At 41.3% G+C, this 19095-nt stretch carries 13 protein-coding genes; 7 read left to right on the top strand and 6 right to left on the bottom strand.

Annotated features, from left to right (window positions below; all coding sequences use genetic code 11):
- Positions 1-78 precede the first annotated feature (78 nt).
- The 4 genes from NZ848_RS10540 (at position 79) to NZ848_RS10525 (ending at position 3550) form a co-directional block, all read left to right on the top strand.
- Positions 79-1119, top strand: a complete 1041-nt coding sequence (locus tag NZ848_RS10540) for a DHH family phosphoesterase (protein ID WP_259015455.1) — start codon at positions 79-81, stop codon at positions 1117-1119.
- A gap of 39 nt (positions 1120-1158) precedes the next feature.
- On the top strand, positions 1159-2001 hold the full coding sequence (locus NZ848_RS10535; protein ID WP_101724705.1) for an FKBP-type peptidyl-prolyl cis-trans isomerase: 843 nt from the start codon (positions 1159-1161) through the stop codon (positions 1999-2001).
- 14 nt (positions 2002-2015) lie between these two features.
- Complete coding sequence (locus NZ848_RS10530) at positions 2016-2906, top strand: FKBP-type peptidyl-prolyl cis-trans isomerase (RefSeq protein WP_259015454.1); 891 nt, start codon at positions 2016-2018, stop codon at positions 2904-2906.
- Positions 2907-2995: 89 nt separating this feature from the next.
- Complete coding sequence (locus tag NZ848_RS10525) at positions 2996-3550, top strand: hypothetical protein (RefSeq protein ID WP_259015453.1); 555 nt, start codon at positions 2996-2998, stop codon at positions 3548-3550.
- Between the two features lie 30 nt (positions 3551-3580).
- On the opposite strand, the gene rocD is transcribed toward NZ848_RS10525, so the two are convergent.
- Positions 3581-4819 (bottom strand): ornithine--oxo-acid transaminase, encoded by a 1239-nt coding sequence (gene rocD, locus NZ848_RS10520; protein WP_309600828.1) that lies wholly within the window; start codon positions 4817-4819, stop codon positions 3581-3583.
- Positions 4820-4978: 159 nt separating this feature from the next.
- On the opposite strand from rocD, the gene NZ848_RS10515 reads away from it, so the two are divergent.
- Both NZ848_RS10515 and NZ848_RS10510 read left to right on the top strand, forming a co-directional pair.
- Complete coding sequence (locus NZ848_RS10515; RefSeq protein ID WP_101724702.1) at positions 4979-5437, top strand: Lrp/AsnC family transcriptional regulator; 459 nt, start codon at positions 4979-4981, stop codon at positions 5435-5437.
- A 104-nt stretch (positions 5438-5541) separates the two neighbouring features.
- Positions 5542-6690 (top strand): cysteine desulfurase family protein, encoded by a 1149-nt coding sequence (locus tag NZ848_RS10510; protein ID WP_259015452.1) that lies wholly within the window; start codon positions 5542-5544, stop codon positions 6688-6690.
- A 277-nt stretch (positions 6691-6967) separates the two neighbouring features.
- Here NZ848_RS10510 and NZ848_RS10505 read toward each other — a convergent pair whose 3' ends face one another.
- The 5 genes from NZ848_RS10505 to NZ848_RS10485 all read right to left on the bottom strand — a co-directional run bounded on the left by NZ848_RS10505 (position 6968) and on the right by NZ848_RS10485 (position 17759).
- Positions 6968-8413 carry a SusD/RagB family nutrient-binding outer membrane lipoprotein gene (locus tag NZ848_RS10505; protein WP_259015451.1) on the bottom strand — a complete coding sequence of 482 codons (1446 nt, stop codon included), beginning with the start codon at positions 8411-8413 and terminating at the stop codon, positions 6968-6970.
- Between the two features lie 55 nt (positions 8414-8468).
- Entirely contained in the window at positions 8469-11657 is a 3189-nt protein-coding gene (locus tag NZ848_RS10500; protein WP_259015450.1) for a SusC/RagA family TonB-linked outer membrane protein, read from the bottom strand.
- Positions 11658-11959: 302 nt separating this feature from the next.
- The gene (locus tag NZ848_RS10495) at positions 11960-13507 is read right to left on the bottom strand and encodes a SusD/RagB family nutrient-binding outer membrane lipoprotein (RefSeq protein WP_259015449.1); all 1548 of its coding nucleotides are present in this window, start codon (positions 13505-13507) and stop codon (positions 11960-11962) included.
- A gap of 22 nt (positions 13508-13529) precedes the next feature.
- Entirely contained in the window at positions 13530-16712 is a 3183-nt protein-coding gene (locus NZ848_RS10490) for a SusC/RagA family TonB-linked outer membrane protein (protein WP_259015448.1), read from the bottom strand.
- Between the two features lie 249 nt (positions 16713-16961).
- Positions 16962-17759 carry an SDR family oxidoreductase gene (locus NZ848_RS10485; protein WP_259015447.1) on the bottom strand — a complete coding sequence of 266 codons (798 nt, stop codon included), beginning with the start codon at positions 17757-17759 and terminating at the stop codon, positions 16962-16964.
- 140 nt (positions 17760-17899) lie between these two features.
- Here NZ848_RS10485 and rlmN point away from each other — a divergent pair, with 140 nt between their 5' ends.
- The gene (rlmN, locus tag NZ848_RS10480; RefSeq protein ID WP_259015446.1) at positions 17900-18949 is read left to right on the top strand and encodes a 23S rRNA (adenine(2503)-C(2))-methyltransferase RlmN; all 1050 of its coding nucleotides are present in this window, start codon (positions 17900-17902) and stop codon (positions 18947-18949) included.
- Positions 18950-19095: the final 146 nt, after the last annotated feature.

The following is a 19095-nucleotide window of genomic DNA, read 5'->3' as shown; positions in this document are numbered from 1 at the left end:
ACATATATTTAACAGGGGGTTTGTATTCGTTTTAGGCGTGTTTGTTTTCCCGGCTTTACTTTGTACCTTTGTTGCGTTATGCAAGAGTTTTTCACAGATTCAGTTCAGAAATTACAGGACTTTAACCTTTTATTGGCTTCGCCCAAAAGAATCGTTATTACTACTCACCAGAACCCCGATGCCGATGCACTCGGGTCATCGTTGGGCTTGGCTTCCTATTTAAAGAAAAAAAATCATTCAGTAAATGTAATTACCCCTACCGATTACCCCGAGTTTTTACAATGGATGCCGGGCGAGAAAGGAGTTATTAACTTTGAGAGTGAAAAACAGGAAACCGCCAAGGCATTAATTGCTGCTGCAGAGGTTATTTTCTGTCTTGATTTTTCGGCTTTGGGGCGTATCAAGGCTATGGAAGAGTATGTGAGAAGCGCCTCTGCCAAAAAGGTTTTGATAGACCACCATCAACAGCCTGAAAACTTTGCCGATTTTATATTCTGGAACGAAAAAGCCGCAGCTACCTGCCAGTTAATCTATCTGCTGATTGAGTTGCTGGGCGATAAAGCCCTGATTGATATTCCTGCTGCTGAATGCTTATATGCCGGGCTGGTAACAGATACGGGGTCTTTCAGGTTTGACAGTACCACAAAAGATTTGCACAGGGTAGCCGGAGAACTAATCGAAATTGGTGTACGTACCAATGATATCCACCGGAAGATATTTGATAATAACTCATTAGAACGGATTCAGTTTCTTGGCTTTGCGCTGAGCGAAAAGCTGGTGCATCTGCCAGAATACCGGGTTTCATATATGAGTATTTCTAAAGAAGAACTTGCCAGATTTGGTTCAAAAAATGGCGACACCGAGGGTATTGTTAATTACGGACTATCTATAAAAGACGTACAGATGACAGCCATGTTTGTAGAGCGCGACGACATGATTCGTATTTCGTTCCGGTCGGTGAAAGATTTCTCGGTGAGCGAGTTTGCCAGGAATTATTTCAGCGGTGGCGGGCATAAAAATGCAGCTGGTGGCCGTTCTCATGAAAGCCTTTCAAAAACGCTTGAAAAATTTCTGCTTTTGTTGCCCATACATAAAACCCAGCTGCTTAACAATAGCTAGCCAAATACAATTGTAATATCTTACTAATAAATAAATTTCATGACAAAATTTTTGAAAACTTCTTCTGGCCTGGTTTTAGCGGCAAGTTTGCTTTTTTCTTGTGACCAGTTTAAAGTAACTCAGGATGCCGACGGCTCTAAATACCAGATACACGAACTAGGCAACGGTAAAAAAGCCAAAGAGGGCGATATCGTTACTTTTGACCTGATAGTAAAAGCGCCAAACGATACAGTGTTTACCAATACTTATAAACGTGGCGAGCCTATAATGATGCGTTTGCAGAAAGGCGCCTTTAAGGGATCGTTCGAAAACAGTCTTTTTCATATTTCTGAGGGAGACAGTGCAACCATTTTCGTCAGTTCAGACTCCTTGTTTATAAGAGCGCAACAACCTATGCCTGCCGGTGTAGCAAAAGGTTCGGATATGCAGTTTCTGGTGAAGGTGAAAAAGGTACAAACCATGGAAGATTTTGAGAAAGCGCAACAGGCCAAAAAGAATGATGAAGTGAAAATCATGGACGAATACGCTAAAAAGAATTTTCCTAATGCCACCAAAACACAATATGGTATGTACAGGGTCGTTGTGAAAGAGGGCACTGGTGCAACCATTACGGCAGGTAAATCCGTCAAGGTAGAATACACAGGTAAACTTATTACCGGTAAAGTGTTCGATTCTTCTGTGGGTAAGGATCCTCTTGAACTGACTGTAGGCCAGGGAATGGTAATACCAGGCTGGGAACAAGCACTGATGATGATGAAAAAAGGCGAAAAAAGCATTTTCTTTATCCCATCTAATCTGGCTTATGGCGAGCAGGGTGCAGGGGGTGTTATTCCTCCGTACAGTCCGTTAATTTTTGAAATGGAAATTATCGATGTGAAATAAATAAATTAAATGTAATGAGAAAGATAGTACTCGGATTACTTGTTGGTTGTACCGCTCTTGTGAGCTCTTGTTCAGACTTTTTGAAGAACGATTTGGAAGAAACCGTCAAGAAGAATGAACAGGAAATGTTGACGTATATCAATTCCAAAAATCTGAACATGAAAAAGGCAGATAATGGAATGTATTATCAGATTACCAAGACTAATGCTTCTGGTGATTCTATTAAGGTAGGCGATGAAGTTGTACTTCATTACGTAATGTCTTTGTTAGATGGTACCAAGATTGACAGTTCTTTACGCTCAACAAATAAACCCGCTACTGTCATTTTTGGGGGTACAATCGGATTGCAGGGAATTTCGGATGCTATCAGCAAACTTAAATCAGGAGAAAGAGGTACTTTCCTGATACCTTCTTATCTTGCTTATGGTTCACAGAATTATAATAATGTACCTGGCAAATCTGTTCTTGTGGTAGATCTGGAGATTGTAAAAAATCGTTCTGAAGACAAACAGATTGAAGACTACATAGCAACCGGTATGGGAAATGTTACGGTAGTTTCAAGAGAGAAAACAGAATCAGGCCTGCGTGTATTAAAGTTGTCTCAGACAACGGGTACACAGTTAGCTTCAGGCCAGACAGCCGGTGTTGTTTATAATGGCTATCTGGCAAGCAGTATAAAAGAATTTGACAAAGGCCAGATAGATGTGTATTTAGGAAGTAATAGTGTGGTTAAAGGCTTTGAAGAAGGTTTGCTAAAATTAAAGGTTGGTGAAAAAGCCGTGTTGGTTTTCCCATCTGCACTAGGATACGGAACCCAGGGTGTTCCGGACAATACCAACGGTGGTTACAAAATACCACCATACTCACCGCTGATTTTTGTGGTTGAAATAAAAAGCACAAGATAATATTCTTATTGAATACCTTGCTTTACCAAAGGCCTCTGAACTTTTCAGGGGCCTTTAAGTTTTATATCAGTAATACGGTTTGTTATTCTATGGCTAAATTACATAAGGAGCTCGAAAAAGCTATTTTAGACTTGCCCGCCAAAGAAAAAGATAAGATGCTTTTAAGGCTCATTGGCAAAAACAATTTACTGGCTCAGCAATTACAGTATCAATTACTGGAAAACGAATCGTTTCTGGACGACCGGCGCGAGGAAATAAAAAAGGCTATTCAGCTGGTCTCAATAATGAGTCATAGTATTGCAAGCTGGATGCTGAAAGACATAAGAGAGCTCAACAGTAAGATTACAACCCATGTAAAGGTTACCAAAGATAAATATGGCGAAATAGAACTTACGCTTTATCTCCTGAATACCTTTTTTGAGAATCAGTTTAAAATGCTTGAGAAATACAGTACCAAAACAGATACCCTGGCGCTGTACATAGCCAGGCGTACTGATTTTATATTAAAAAAAATGCCCAAACTTCACGAAGATTACTACGTAGAGTTTGAGCAGGAAATAAATAAACTTTTACAAAGGGTGCATACTTATGCTCCGGCCTACTACGCCAGGCAAATGGGCTTACCTCAAAAGTGGGAATACTAATAATTGTACGCCCACCTGTATTACCTGGTATCAGTCAAACCTTCTGATGGTGTCTGAGATAATTTCTATGCAATCCCATAATTGAGATTCAGTCATTACCAAGGGCGGTGCAAGTCTTATCTTATTACCATGCGTAGGTTTCGCTAGCAATCCGTTGTTTTTCAGTTCAAGACAAATGTCCCAGGCAAGGTCAGACTCCTCAGTGGTGTCTATCAGAATGGCATTCAGCAAACCCTTTCCTCGTACTTCAGTTACAATACCGGTTTCTTCAACCAGCTTTTGCATTTCATGGCGGAAAATCCGTCCCAGGTAATCGGCATTACCTGCCAGGTTTTCTTCTTTCACAACCTTTAACGCTTCCATGGCCACGGCGCATGCCAAAGGATTCCCTCCATAGGTAGAGCCATGTTCTCCGGGTTTCAATGTCAGCATAATTTCATCATCAGCCAATACAGCCGAAACCGGCAGCACACCACCAGAGAGCGCTTTACCCAGAATTACCATATCAGGCCTGATATGATAATGGTCTGTCGCCAGCATTTTGCCTGTGCGTGCAATACCAGTCTGAATTTCGTCGGCAATAAAGAGTACCCTGCTTGCTTTGCAAAGCCTGAAGGCCTCCGGCAGATATGGGTCATCCGGCACTACTACGCCAGCCTCACCCTGCATGGGTTCTACAATAAACCCGGCTATGTAGGGATCGTTTATCAGCGCTTCCTCTAATGCATCAATATTGTTATAAGGCACTATTTCAATGCCGCTCATATAAGGGCCGAAATCTTTACGTGCTGTCGGGTCGGTAGATGCTGAAATTACTGATAACGTTCTTCCATGAAAATTGCCACCCGCAAATATTATTTTAGCTTTGTTTTCTGGAATACCCTTTACCTGATACCCCCATTTTCTGCACAACTTCATGGCTGTTTCAACAGCTTCTACGCCGGTATTCATAGGTAGTACGCGGTCATAACCAAAATAATTGGTTATGTATTCTTCAAAACGACCCAATATTGAGTTATAAAATGCGCGCGACGTAAGCGTCAGTTTCTGCGATTGCTCAATTAATGCATTTATGATGCGTGGATGACAATGCCCCTGGTTAACAGCCGAATAGGCCGACAGGAAATCATAGTAACGTTTTCCTTCTACGTCCCACAAGTAGACTCCTTCGCCTTTTTCCAGCACTACCGGTAGGGGATGGTAATTATGTGCGCCATAACGCTCTTCCAGTTCAATCAGTTGGTCGCTTAAGAAAGTATCTGTCATCATAGTAATATATATTTAAGACCTTTTTATGGATTCTCGCATAAAAATGTTAAAATGACTTTGTTTTATCAATATATAAGTTATATTTACTAATTATATATAATATAAAAGTAAAAAATATTAAATAAGGCAAATATTGAGTAAATATGACTTGTTAATTATATGAACTTTTTAGATGATTTTGATAAGCAGATTCTTATTCATCTTGAAAAAGATGGCAGGAAACCCTATTCTGAAATAGCCAAAAATTTGAATATTTCTAACACAATGGTGCATCAGCGCGTTGCCCGTATGAAAAAGGCAGGCATTCTGAAAGGCGCCGGAATTATTTTAGACGAGCGCAAGTTAGGTTATGAGTGGAGCGCCTTTACAGGCATTATTCTGAAAGAAGACTCAGACTCTAAACAAATTATTGAAGAGTTACGGAAGATACCTGAAGTTACTGAGTGTTATTATATTACCGGGCAGTACACCTTATATATTCGTATTGTGGCTAAGTCTAGCGAGCACATGCGCCTTGTTTTATATGATAAAATAGATAATATTGACGGTGTATTAAAAACCGAATCGATGATTGACTTCGGAGCTGCCTTTAAAAGGAATGCCAGCGTAGAGTTGTAGTAGCCTGATAACTGGCTTTGCCAAATAAAATTTGCTTAGTCTATAATATCTGTGGGTTGTACAATATAAAAACAAGTATTAATTTTGCAGAAACCAAATAAATTATGCCTCGCATCTATCTCGATAATGCAGCAACCACCCGTCTTGATGACGACGTTCTGCAAGTCATGCTTCCGTTAATGACCGAAAACTTCGGGAATCCTTCATCTATACATGCACATGGCAGGCAGGTGCGCTCGGCCATTGAAAAAGCACGTAAAACTATTGCCTCGTTGTTAAACGCTTCGCCATCTGAGATATTCTTTACCTCTGGCGGCACAGAAGCAGACAATACAGCCATTACCTGCAGCATAGATACGTATCAGCTAAAGCACGCAATTACATCAAGAACTGAGCATCATGCTGTTTTACATACATTAGAGTATCTGGCCAAGCAAGGTGTTATAGAGCTTAGCTTTGTAAGACTAGACGACAAGGGCAGGGTTGATTTGGCGCATCTGCAAGAATTGTTACAAACCAAACCCCGGTCGCTGGTTTCGTTAATGCACGGTAATAATGAAATCGGTAACCTGATAGATTTGAAAAAAGTGGGCGAAATCTGTAAACAATATGAAGCGGTCTTTCATTCAGATACTGTTCAGACCATGGGCCATTATAAGCATGACCTGCAAGACCTTCCAGTAGATTTTATTGTAGGCGCAGCACATAAGTTTCATGGTCCTAAAGGGGTAGGCTTTTTGTATATCAATGCCAATAATAAGATACACCCGTTTATTCATGGGGGTTCTCAGGAACGTAACATGAGAGGAGGAACCGAAAACGTTTATGGCATTGTTGGCATGGCTAAAGCATTAGAGATTGCATACCGTGACATGGAAGAACACCAGACCTATCTGAAAGGCCTTAAAGCCCGTATGATTGATAAATTAAAAGCAAATATACCAGGCGTTACATTTAATGGAAATTCTGCCGATGTTGAAAACAGCCTTTATACGGTTCTGAATGTGAGTTTCCCGCCGAGTGAGGATAACGATATGCTTTTATTTAATCTGGACATCGCCCAGATTTCATGTTCAGGCGGGAGTGCCTGTTCAAGCGGTACAGACGTAGGCTCTCATGTGCTGGGGGCATTAAATGTACACCCCGATAGAGGGAACGTACGGTTTTCGTTTGGTAAATATAATACCCCTGAAGAAATAGATAAAGTAGTAGAAGTACTAACAGATATATATGCCAAGCAAATATTGGCTTAAAAAACGAAAAGGGCTTTAGAGCCCTTTTTTGTTACAAAGTATTGTAGTATTCAATCAATGCAGATACAGAAGCATCTTCTTTGAAGTTCGTCTTGTTATCTTTAATAAATTTTTCCAGCTCTTCAGATTTGTGGGTTAATTTTTAAATTACTTAATGGGTAATTGGTTTTTTTATATAAAGTGCCTCCTCCTGATTTTTTCTAAATCACCCAAAAAAAAACAAAAAAGGCAGCCGAATGACTGCCTCTTTGCGATATATGTGTTTCGGTAATTATGCTTATTTTTTGTCCCACCATACACGGGTATCTTGGGTATCAGCACCCTGGCTGGCAATGGCTTTGTCGTAATTAACCTTGTTAAGTGTCTGTTCTGTTACAGGGTACGCCATTCTGTGAGGTATCTGTTTACTTGGGTTCAGAGCATTTGCCGGTGGTGTCAGTGCCGGGTATCCTGTACGGCGCCATTCTGCCCAGGCCTCATTGCCCTGATAGAACAAGGCAACCCATTTTTGCGTAGCTATCTGTTGCAAAGCTTTGCTGTCATCATAGGCTACATCTGGTTGTTGCAAGAAATCACTAACAGCCGTAGCTGTAGCAGCAGCGCCTAACCATTGTTCCATTGAAGCCTTGATGGCACTTTCATAATATGTTTTAGCATCACCAGATATCCATCCTAATTTGGCAGCTTCTGCCTGAGAGAACAATACCTGGGCATAAGTTACTATGTTTGCAGTTGAATTTTGCTGACGAATGGCGCTGGCAGCCAGCGATACATCCTGTGCTTTCCAGGTAGGAGGAAACACACCATAAGGCACACCAACGTATTTTTGCTCAATGTTGGGGTCTGCCATAGCAGTTATACGCGGGTCTTTGGTTTTTACCAGATAATTGATAAAAGTATTGCTCACAGCAAAATCTTTACGGTTTGTTGTGATATAGTTATTATACAATGGGTGCTCATTGTTTGCCTCTGAAAGATACCCGTACTTCACGTTGTCAGCATTTGATGCCAGTGGGCCATCTGCCATGGCTGCGGCAAATTCGGCCTTACCTTTAGTTGGGTCAACTTTCGAAAGACGCAATGCCATAATCATACGCAAGGTATTGGCAAATTTCTTCCAACGAGTAGCGTTTCCACTCAGGATAATATCACCTTTTACGGTTGCTCCACCATCAAACTGTGCCTGTGCTTGTTTCAGTTCATTAAACAAATCATTGTAGATTGATTGCTGCGTATCATAAGCAGGGCTGAAGTTTGCTTTACCCTTTAATGCCTGTGAGTAAGGAATATCTCCCCAACGGTCGGTCATCCACATGTAAGTGTAGGCTTTTGCAATACGAGCGATAGCAATCTGGTTATTATTTGAGCCGTTGGCAGCTGCCGTAGTTTTGGTATCTGCGTTGGTGTTCAAATCAATAATGGTCTGATACGCAATTAGTGGGCCGGTATAATAACCACTGAAGTTAAAATTAATGGTTTTATAACGAGAATCCTCAATGTAAGTAACATCACCAAAATGTTGGGTATACAATGACGGAACCATTTCGGTAGTCATGGTACCAAAATTGCGTAATGCCGAAGTAAAAAAACCGGCAGTATTAGGAGTTGAAGGGTTATTCGGGCTGACATTCATATCGCCAAAATCACCCGGATCGCAGGAAGTAGTGGCAATTGACAATGCAACTGCAACAGCTAATGATTTATATGCAAATGTTTTTTTCATGTGTCAATATTTTTTAAACAGTATGAAATATGACTTTTATACTGATTTTCTGAGATTAGAATCCTAAATTAAGGTTGATACCGTATGAACGTACCGGAGGCAACTGTCCACCTTCTGTCCAGTAAAGTTCAGCTTCCGAGATATCAATACCACCACCAGCGGCGCTGTAAATCAACACAGGGTTACGAACAATCAATGAAACTCTGGCTGATTTAAATGCTTTACCATTCAAAAATCCTTTAGGAATGTTGTATCCCAACGAAACCTCTCTTAGTTTTACGTAAGTCTGGTCATAAATCCATGCTTCGTTAAATCCAAACATTTTGTCTTCATAAAACTCCTGCGTTTCAACACGAACAGTATTAGGTTTGCCGTCAGCAGTAACGCCGGGCAACAAAATACCACCACCTGCTGAAACCGGGTCACGTTTTGGTTTACCCAATTCGTTCAGGCCGGCCGTTTCGGCAGCAAGACCAGCATAAGCGTTAAACATACGGGTTGTAGAGAAGAATTTTCCTCCCACAATGAAGTCGATATTAGCTCTTAGCGATAAATTTTTGTAGGTAAATACGTTCAACAAACCACCTTTGAACTTAGGCAGTACCGAACCAAGCAATTTGTTGTCCTGCACTAAGTAATGGCCATCGGCTCCTACCACTTTTTCGCCTTTGTCATTAGTTACATATCCTTTGCCTTGTAAAATACCCCATTGTTCACCTACACGGGCGTTTACAGTTAAGGTTCTCCAGGTTGGGCCACCTAACTGATAATTAGTAAGACCTTCCTGCAATTCAACAATTTTTGATGTACTGCGGTCTAAGTTAATATCCACATCCCAGGTAAATCCGCCGGTGGTTCTGATAGGAGTAGCCCCTATGTGTAATTCAAAACCTTTGGTTTCAATCATACCGGCATTGATAAGTGTTGAACCGTAACCACTGGCTGGTGGTACAGACAATGCAAGAATCTGATTTTTGTTCTGGTTTTTATAAGCTGTAAACTCAACGCTGATACGATTATTCAGGAATTTCAGGTCAATACCTCCCTCATAGGCTGATGAAAGGCCTGGTTTAAGGTCGGCATTTGGTAGTTGTGTTGGCAGATACAAAGTCGGGTTTGAGCCGAACGCATTACCAATTGAATAGGTCTGATAAATTCTGTACGGGTCAACGTCGGTACCTACCTGTGCATAGCTACCTCTGATTTTAGCAAATGACAAAATGCTGTTTTTCGGAATCAGCTCTGAAACTACAACACTGGCACCTACTGATGGATAGGTGTAAGAATTGTGCGCAACCGGTAGCGTTGACGACCAGTCGTTACGAATAGTTCCTTCTAAGAAGTATGTATTGTCATAACCGATACTTGCACTACCAAACAAACTGTTTACTTGTCTTTCAATTAAACTGTTGCCAACAGAAGGACGGTCTTTTGAAGCCGCTATGTTATAGAAGCCCGGAGACGTAAGGCCACCCGAGGTAGCTTGCGAAAGCACAGTTGTTCTTGAATATCTGATGTTGCCACCGGCAGTTCCAACCAATGATATTTTGCCTAGTGTTTTGTCAAGTGCCAACAAGGCTTCATGGTTGTTTTCATAGCCGGAAGTTGTATAGTTAGCATAGGCACCCAATCCACCTGCGTTCAGGGTTCCTGTTGCAATACGGCCTTCTCCGTAGTAATTTCTCCAGTCTCTGCGAGTAGTTACAGAAGCAGTAAGGAAATCGAAGATTTTATAACTCAACCCAAAGCTACCATAGATACGGTCGTTATTGTTCAGGTTAGTACTTTCATACATCTGCGTATAAGGGCTGTCCCAGTATTTTGGTTTTGGGTCAAGTGGGCCACCAATATTCCAGCTTCTGTAAGTTCCGTCAGGATTTTTGTAATTTCTGAGGTCTTCTATTTTCAACTGGCGTTGGAACCACTGGTTAAATGAACCCACAGTCTGGTTATAGCCAACCGCAGCTACCGGCACACCAGTAGGCAAGCCCATGCTTCCTGTTGTACCACCTGACGAACCGTAGTTATCTGCAGGTACGTTTTTGGCACGTGTGGCTGAGTAGGTAATATCAAGCGTTGCTGAAAATTTCTTTGTAATATTAAAAGTGTTCTTGGCGCTGATATAATCTCTCAACTGCTTGCTGTTAGGTATAATACCGTTGTTGTCAAGATGAGTATATGAAACGCGGCTTTGGAAATTATCGCCACCTTTAGCAAACGCAAGGTTTGTATTGTGGCTGAAAGGTTTCTCAAAGAAATCTCTTACGTTGTTTGGAGAAGCCTCAAATGGTGTCAGCTTGCCAAATTCAGGGCCAGGCTGCCAAGAAAACGCTGAGCGGTGAGGTGAGCCGTCAAGGCGTGGCCCCCAGCTTTCATCAGCCGAGTAGTCAAGGATTTTTTGTCCGTTGTAAGAAGCCCAGGCAGCAGGGTGAATAGCAGGGTTATAGTTAAATGTTTCCCAATCCTGAGAGTAACCACCACCGTATTCGTTCTGATATTTTGGTAGCAGACCCACGCGATCCATAGTAGTACTATGGTTGATAGTAAAGGTGGTCTCACCTGATTTGGCACGTTTGGTTGTAATTACAATTACCCCGCCAGATGCACGGTTACCATACAGAGCAGTAGCCGATGGCCCTTTCAATACAGTCAGGTTTTCAACATCGTCCATGTTTACATCGGCAATGCTACCTACCGGCGTACCATCTACCACATAAAGGGGGTCTCCGCCTGTAAGAGAGTTTACACCACGTATACGGATATTTGGTGAACCAAATTTGGCGCCCGACTGACCCAATACCTGCACACCGGCAATTTTACCGGCAAGGGCATTACCCACGTTGGCATCACGAGAAACCGTTAGTTTGTCTGAACTAATGCTTTGAGCCGTGTAGGTAAGTGATTTTTTTTCACGAGAGATACCCAATGCAGTTACCACAACTTCATTCAATTGTGCGGCGTCGCTCTTTAAGGTAACATTGATAACAGACATATTGCCAACTGCAACTGTTTGTGATTCAAAGCCTATAAAACTAAATAGGAGAGAGGAGCCTTTTGTTGCAGCAATTGAATAATTACCGTCGGCATTGGTTTGTGTACCTTTTGTTGTTCCTTTCAGAATAACGCTTACTCCGGGTAGTGCGGAGCCGTCATCAGCGGTAACCTTTCCGGTTACGGTCACATCTTGGGCAAATGTAAAACTCGCCCAAGCCAGCATAAAGCAGGCCAGTAGAAGTTTCTTCATACAGTTCGTTAGTTTGTTTAGCTAATTAATTATACAATACGTTTGTACTTTGGTACTAAGGTATAGTGTTTTTTTGAAATTTGAGATACTTTTTAAAAAAATTTAAATATCTTTTTAGATGAATTAATTTCTTGTAACGATTTTTCTGATTTATTTTTCGACGAAGGGCAACCTGAAGTTTAGCAGACAAACAGATATATTTTGCTATGCTAAACCGGTTTTCTTAATAATTTGTATTTGTTGAGGTATAAAAAAAAGACAACAGGTACGCCTGTTGTCTTTTTTTTATCGGTACCAGGTTGTTAGTCTACATCCCAGAAAATTCTGGTCGTGAATACATCTATCGTACCTTGTGCTTTTACATTTTCACCGTTAGAACCCAATTCAGTGCCCGGATAGAAGAAACGAAGCGGACGTTTGGTTTCACCAGGTAATTGGATAGTTTGAGGCGTAACCGGAAGATTAGTTCTTCTGTATTCAGCCCACGCTTCAAGACCGTTAAAGTTTACAAACGAAATCCATTTCTGAATAGCAATGGCTGCTAGTTTATCTGATGAAGCATCCCAGTCATAGTTTACAATGCCACTTCCTTTGTAAGCTTCGGCACCTGAAGTGCTAGCCCCCAAAACACGGAAAGATTGTTTGATACCTTCTTCAAAATACTCTTTAGCGGTTTTTGGAAGCGTAACATCGGCATATCGCTGTTTTGCTTCTGCCAATAAAAACTGAACTTCAGAAGCAGTCATCAAAATATAAGGTCTGTTGTATTCACCTTTTACAATTAGGCTTGGTCCTAAAGATACAGTATTGGCAGGTAGGTAACCTGAACTAACACCAAATGGTGTGCCTGAATAGTTTGCCGCTAGTTCTTTCAAAATGCTTGTACCTGGTGCGCTGCCGTTTTCGCCACTGTTAGCATAAGCAATTCTCTTCATACGAAGGGTATCACCCGCTGCTTTAAGGCTGTTAATTAGGAATTGTGTTGGGCGAGGATAGTTATTCAATGCTCTTTTAGCACCATTTGCGTCATATCCCCAACGGTCATACACAGGGTTTAATTTTCCGGCAGTGGCAAGGAAGAACGATGAACCACCCAGGCCTACATCTTCACCGGTAATAAAGCCTGTACCTTCGCTGACAATTTTGTTGATTTCAGGTTTAATATAAGAATCTCTTCCCGAAATTTTTGTTTGGCGAATCAGTATACGCAATTTCAAAGAGTTAGCAAACTGAATCCATTTAGTATTGTTTCCTTTGAATACAATGTCAGAACCAGAAAATGCACTTGCAAAAGCATTGGCTTTCAGGTCTCCGATGGCTTCATCCAACAACTTAATCAGGTTTTCATATACTGTTTTCTGATCATCAAATTTCGGAGCCAAAGAAGCCGTTCCCTTCAATGCATCAGTATAAGGCACATTGCCATACATATCAACCAGTTGTTGAAACAACATAGCTTTCATTACTTTAGCTGGTCCTTTTAAGAAGGCTTGATTATTGGCATCAGCATTTTTAATTACATATTCGTAATCCTGAAGGTTATCATAATAGCCATCCCAATAGTTAAAATCTCCGTTGGTAAAGTTATAGGCAAACTGGGCGGTATTAATGATGTACCCGTTACCTTGTGTCCATTGTCCGGCCCAATAAAAGCCAATTTCGCTTGAACCTCCTGTGTTTGTATTGCCGGCAATGTTATTGGCTGAAACGTTCAGTGCATTGGTAAATACGTAGTTTGGCGAAGCAGTAGGTAGGGAGTTAGGGTTAGTGTTAATGTCGAAGTAAGACTCCTTACAGCTACTACCAACCAAAACAACCAGAGCTGATATAATAAATGATTTTAATTTCATGTTTAGTCAATGATAATGTTGATTAAAATGTAAGGTTAACGTTTACACCGTACTGGCGCACAGGAGGGGTTTGGCCAGTACTGTTAAGACCTAAGCCGTTTCCTGTACTTCTGCTATACTCAGGGTCTGTGTAGTAGTTCAATTTGTCTACTATAGTAAACAGGTTACGACCGTACAGAGCTATGCTCGCACCAGAGAATATTTTTGTTTTGGTAAGGAAACTTTGCGGAACGCTGTAAGAAAGGTTGATATCACGCAGTTTAATGAACCAGGCCGGAGCTACGAAGTTCTCTGCAATATTCCGGTATTGGTCAACCCAAAGAGCGTACTCAGGTTCACGTACCTTAACGGTAGTGTTAGGTACTACTTTACCTTTATCATCTAAGTAAGCAGAGTTCGGGAAAATCTGGTCAGTTCTGTTTTCTGTCCATTTACCAGAACCGGTAAAGGTCATCTGACGTCCTAGGTCGCTAAACATATAGTTGCCTCCACGATATTCGAAGTTAAACGTAAATGTAAAGTTGCCATAATTCAATCTTGAGCCAAGACCAACAATGTGACGCGGCAATGTGCCACCTCTTGGGGTAAGGGTTGTCTGACGCAACGGATACCCGGTAGTTGCACTAACCAAACGATAGCCAGACCCATCAGGGGCATATTGATACCCATCAGTTTTCAGCATCGGGAAGCGAGAACCTTTTATTACGTTTGTATTTGCATACGAGAAGCCATCAGCAAGTACGAACTCGTTTATACCAGGATACAATTCCAATACCTTGTTATCATTGTAAGAATACCTTACACTGGCATCCCATGAGAATTTTGTGCCTTTTGAGATAAGGTATTTAAACTCACCTTCATAACCGAAGTTTTTAGTTTCACCAACATTAATCAATAAGTTCGGGAAGCCGGTAGAGTTTGGTACTTTTACAGTAATTACCTGGCCAACAGATTTCTGGGTATAAGCTGAAACGTCAATATTAACGCGGTTGTTGAACAACTGGAATTCACCGCCGATCTCTCCTGAAGTTACCGATTCCGGCTTTAAGTTTACATCAGGCAAAGTATTGCCTACAGTTAAACCTACCGTATTACCAAATGGGAAGTTAGCGCCATTTGGATATGTCAGGTCAAGGCCATAAACGTCAATATTGTCATTTGCGTTTTTGTTGTAATTAACACGTAATTTGGCGTAGTTCAACACATTGCTTTTAAGCGATGGGAACGCATCGGTAGGGATAAATGATAGCGCAACGCCATAATAAGGGTACGACCAAAGGTTTTTAGGGCGACCCGGTTTATAGAATAGCGATGTCTGATCATACCGGAAAGTGCCGTTCAGAATCAGCCAGTTTTTGAAGTTGCTTGATAAGTCAGCATAGTAGCCTACGCGACGGTTCATGTAAGTGTTTTCGAAACCTGTTAACTCACCCTGACGGTTCGAAACGTTGTAAACACCAGGTACCACAATTGAGCTTGAACCAACCTGTACTTCTTTGATATACTTTTGATAAACACTATTACCTAAAATTAATTTATTAGCAAACGGGCCGAAGTCTTTTTCTAACGTCAACTGAAATTCATTATTGATTACGTTTTCAGTTTTGGTGTAATCTGTAACCCCACCTAATATGTCAGTAACGGCACGATAAACACCAGTACCGTCACCATCACGATAGAAAGGTTCAGCAATAAAAGCCTTGGTTTTGGCGTAGTCTGAATACAAGAACTTACCTGTAGTACTTTTCTGTGTACGTGAGTTATTCATAGCACCCAGGCGGTTGCTTAATGTTGCCCAAGGGGTAACTTTATAAGTTAAGCTAAGCGTTCCTGAAATGTTTGCATCTTTATAAACCCTACGTTGGTTATCTGCGTTAAAGTAAGGGTTGTTGTAGTAATCGTTAAAAAAGGCATTCGGATTAGCAAATTTGTTGTTTTGCCAGTCGCGATAATCCTGTAGTGGAAGGTTGGCAGGCTGGTTGATTACGTCGTTATAGAAGTCTGAGTTTGTTCTGTCATATTTTGCCTGTGTATAACTTGCATTGAAACCTACATTTAGTTTGTTGTAGTCTCTTGATGAGGCAACCCTAGCACCTGTTCTTTCACTTTTATCGCCAGGTACAATGCCCTGAATTTTCTGATTTTCTAACGACATATAGTAGGTGCCGTTTTCGTCACCACCGGTAAAACCAATCTGGTTGTTCATTGATACGCCAGTATCAAATGCTTTGTAACGCGCATTTTTTACAGCTGCGTATGGTAAAATGTTTGTGGTACCATCTGATGCCGAACGGCCTAACTGACGAAGCGAACCATCAAAAGGGTCACCGAATTGTTGGTTTTCATAAGAACGCCAGTTGCCTTTCATACGCACAAGGGGGTCGCTGCTGTAACCTGCCGAGCCATAAGAAGGGTAGTAGTGAGAACCAGAACCATATTTATCCTGAAACTCAGGTAAAAAGCTGATTTGCTCAAGGTTTGTACTATTAGAGTAATTTACTTTAAGTTTACCTTTTGTACCTTTTTTAGTGGTAATTACCAAAGCACCGTTGATACCGGCCGAACCATAAAGAGTTGCGGCCTGGCCACCTTTAAGAATCGAGATGTTTTCGATATCATTAGGGTTAATTAGCGCAAGCACAGTAGAGGTGGTCTGAATACCATCAAGAACAATAAGGGCTTCGTTGTTACCCGTCAATGAGCGGAAACCACGTAATACCACTTTCACCTGTGGGTCAACGCTATTGTTAACGTTGTAGACCGCCAAACCGGTTACTTTACCAGAAAGTGCCTGAGCTAACTGCGGAGAACGACCCACCGTTACGTCTTCTGTACTAACTTTTGAATAAGCGTAACCAACCTCTCTCAGGTTTTTACGAATACCCTGAGCTGTTACAACTACTTCGTTCAGCTGAGCCGCATCGGCTTTAAGTGTTACATCAATAGTAGATGAGTTACCAATTGCAATGGTTTGCGATTCAAAGCCAATAAAACTGAATAATAGAGAGGCGCCTTTCTTTGCAGAAATTTTGTAGATACCACTTGCATCTGTTTGAACACCTTGATTAGTGCCTTTTACTACGACACTCACTCCTGGTAGAACGGAGCCATCATCAGCCGTAACTTTTCCAGTTACATTGACATTTTGGGCATAAGCATAGCTACCCAATACCAGCATTATGCTGGCAAGTAGAAGTTTCCTCATACAGTTTGTTTAGTTTGTTTTTTTAGTTTAGTAAATGCAATACATGGGTTAGGCCACCTATTGAGGCGTTAAATTAGTAAGTTTTTTTGTTAAAATGTCAAGTGAAATTAAAAAAAAGTAAATTTTTAATTTTTTTTACAAATAAATGGACAATAGGCCAAATAGTGTTGTATTATTCCTGGAAAAGACAAAGGCTCCAGTTTTGGAGCCTTTGTTTAAAATTTTATCAATTGTAATTTTTGCCGAATATTATTTGGGCATTTGGTTTCTAACAATTTTTGAAAGAATACCCGGGAAGAACCTTTTCAGGTACACACCCATTACTTCTTTACGCCCGATGTACACCTCTTCTTTGCCTTTGGCAATGGCATTTACAATCTCGCTTGCACATGCTTCCGGCGATATTCCCGTTTCCTGATTTTTATCCATTTTACCATGTTTCCCACCATCACCTGCTATGGCATTGATTGATATATCTGTATGTATATAACCCGGGCAAATAATGGTTACATTTATTTTCTCTTTCCAGACCTCGGCACGCAAAGAATCAAAAAAACCATGCAGGGCGTGCTTGGTAGCGCAATAGCCTGAGCGCATAGGCGTACCCAACTTGCCAGATATACTGCTTGTAACAGCAATATGGCCCGATTTCTGTTCTACCATTACAGGCAAAACCGCTTTCGTTAGCGCTATCACACCAAAGAAATTGATATCCATAATTTTGCGGTACACCTCCATACTGCTTTCAGCTACTGAACTTCGTTGTGATATCCCGGCATTGTTGAACAACACATCAATCCTGCCGAAATGCCTGATAACAGCCTGTACTTTTTCCGGAAACTCATCCTGGCGCTCTACATCAATTGGTAAAACCAGCACATCGGCATAAGGCAGGCCTGTGTTTTGTTTAACCCTCAGAAGCTCATCCAGGCGCCTTGCCGATAGAACCAGTCTTGCGCCTTCTTTGGCAAATTCATAAGCGGTGGCTTCGCCGATGCCGGAAGAAGCCCCCGTAATCCAGACAACCTTGTTTGAAAATCTTTTCATTTTTGTTTAATTCTTTCAATTAACAAACTTCTGTTAGCACATTATTGTTTACTTCAATCGGGGTATGAATTATGATAATTCAGCATATTTTGGTAAAACCCCCGATAATTTCAGAACTTTGCAAAATAGTTGAAGAAAATATGGAAAAACAAGATATAAGAAAGCTTTCTGCCGACCAACTGAAAACCTGGCTTTCGGGCCATGGAGAGCAGGGGTTTCGGGCCAAGCAGGTTTTAGAATGGCTCTGGAAAAAATCGGCAAGAAGTTTTGATGAAATGACAAACCTTTCATTAAAAACCCGCGATTTACTGAAAGAGAATTTTGAAATAAGACCGGTATCGGTTTTAAGAAAACAGGTTTCGAACGATAAAACCATTAAGTCGGGCTTCAGATTGTTTGATGGTAATCTGGTGGAAGGGGTCTTGATTCCGGCGGATGACCGTATGACCGCCTGTGTGTCGTCGCAGGTTGGGTGTTCGCTCACCTGTAAGTTTTGTGCAACCGGTTATATGCCCCGCAAGCGTAACCTGGATGCCGCCGAGATTTATGACCAGGTAGTATTAATAAAACAACAGGCAGAAGAACACTATCAGGCTCCGCTTACCAATATAGTATATATGGGTATGGGTGAACCCTTGTTGAATTATGCCAGTATGATTGAATCGATAGACAGAATTACATCTCCTGATGGCTTGGGGTGGTCGCCGAAACGTATTACCGTCAGTACTGCAGGTATAGCCAAGATGATTCAGAAACTGGGTGATGATGGCGTGAAGTTTAATCTGGCTTTGTCGTTGCACGCCGCCAATGATGTAAAGCGTAACGAGATTATGCCCATTAACGAAACCAATTCGTTGAAAAACCTGGCTACTGCCTTGAATTATTTCTATAAAAAGACAGGTAACCGGATAACGTTCGAGTACATAGTTTTTAATGATTTCAACGATAGCCTGCAGGATGCTAAAGAATTGTGGGAGTTTACCAAGAAAGTACCTGCAAAAGTGAATATCATAGAATATAACCCCATTGCAGAAGCAGACTTTGTAAATACTACAGAAGACAAACTCGGTAAATTTGCAAGATTTCTGGAAGATAAAGGCGTAATAGTAAATGTACGCCGAAGCCGTGGGAAAGATATTGACGCCGCCTGTGGTCAACTGGCCATAAAAGAGCCCACAGTAGCAGCTTAAACTACCAGAGGTACCCAGAAAAGGTACCTCTGATTTTTTACAGGCATTTATCAATTTTTGCACACTCGCCCCTCTTAAAAACTTCCGTTTAAATTACCTGCACGATACTTTCTATTTACATGGCCTGCTATTATATTTGTTAAATG

The sequence above is a fragment of the Emticicia fluvialis genome (assembly GCF_024793945.1).
Classification (GTDB): domain Bacteria; phylum Bacteroidota; class Bacteroidia; order Cytophagales; family Spirosomataceae; genus Emticicia; species Emticicia fluvialis.
This window is presented reverse-complemented; position numbering and strand designations above follow the sequence as displayed.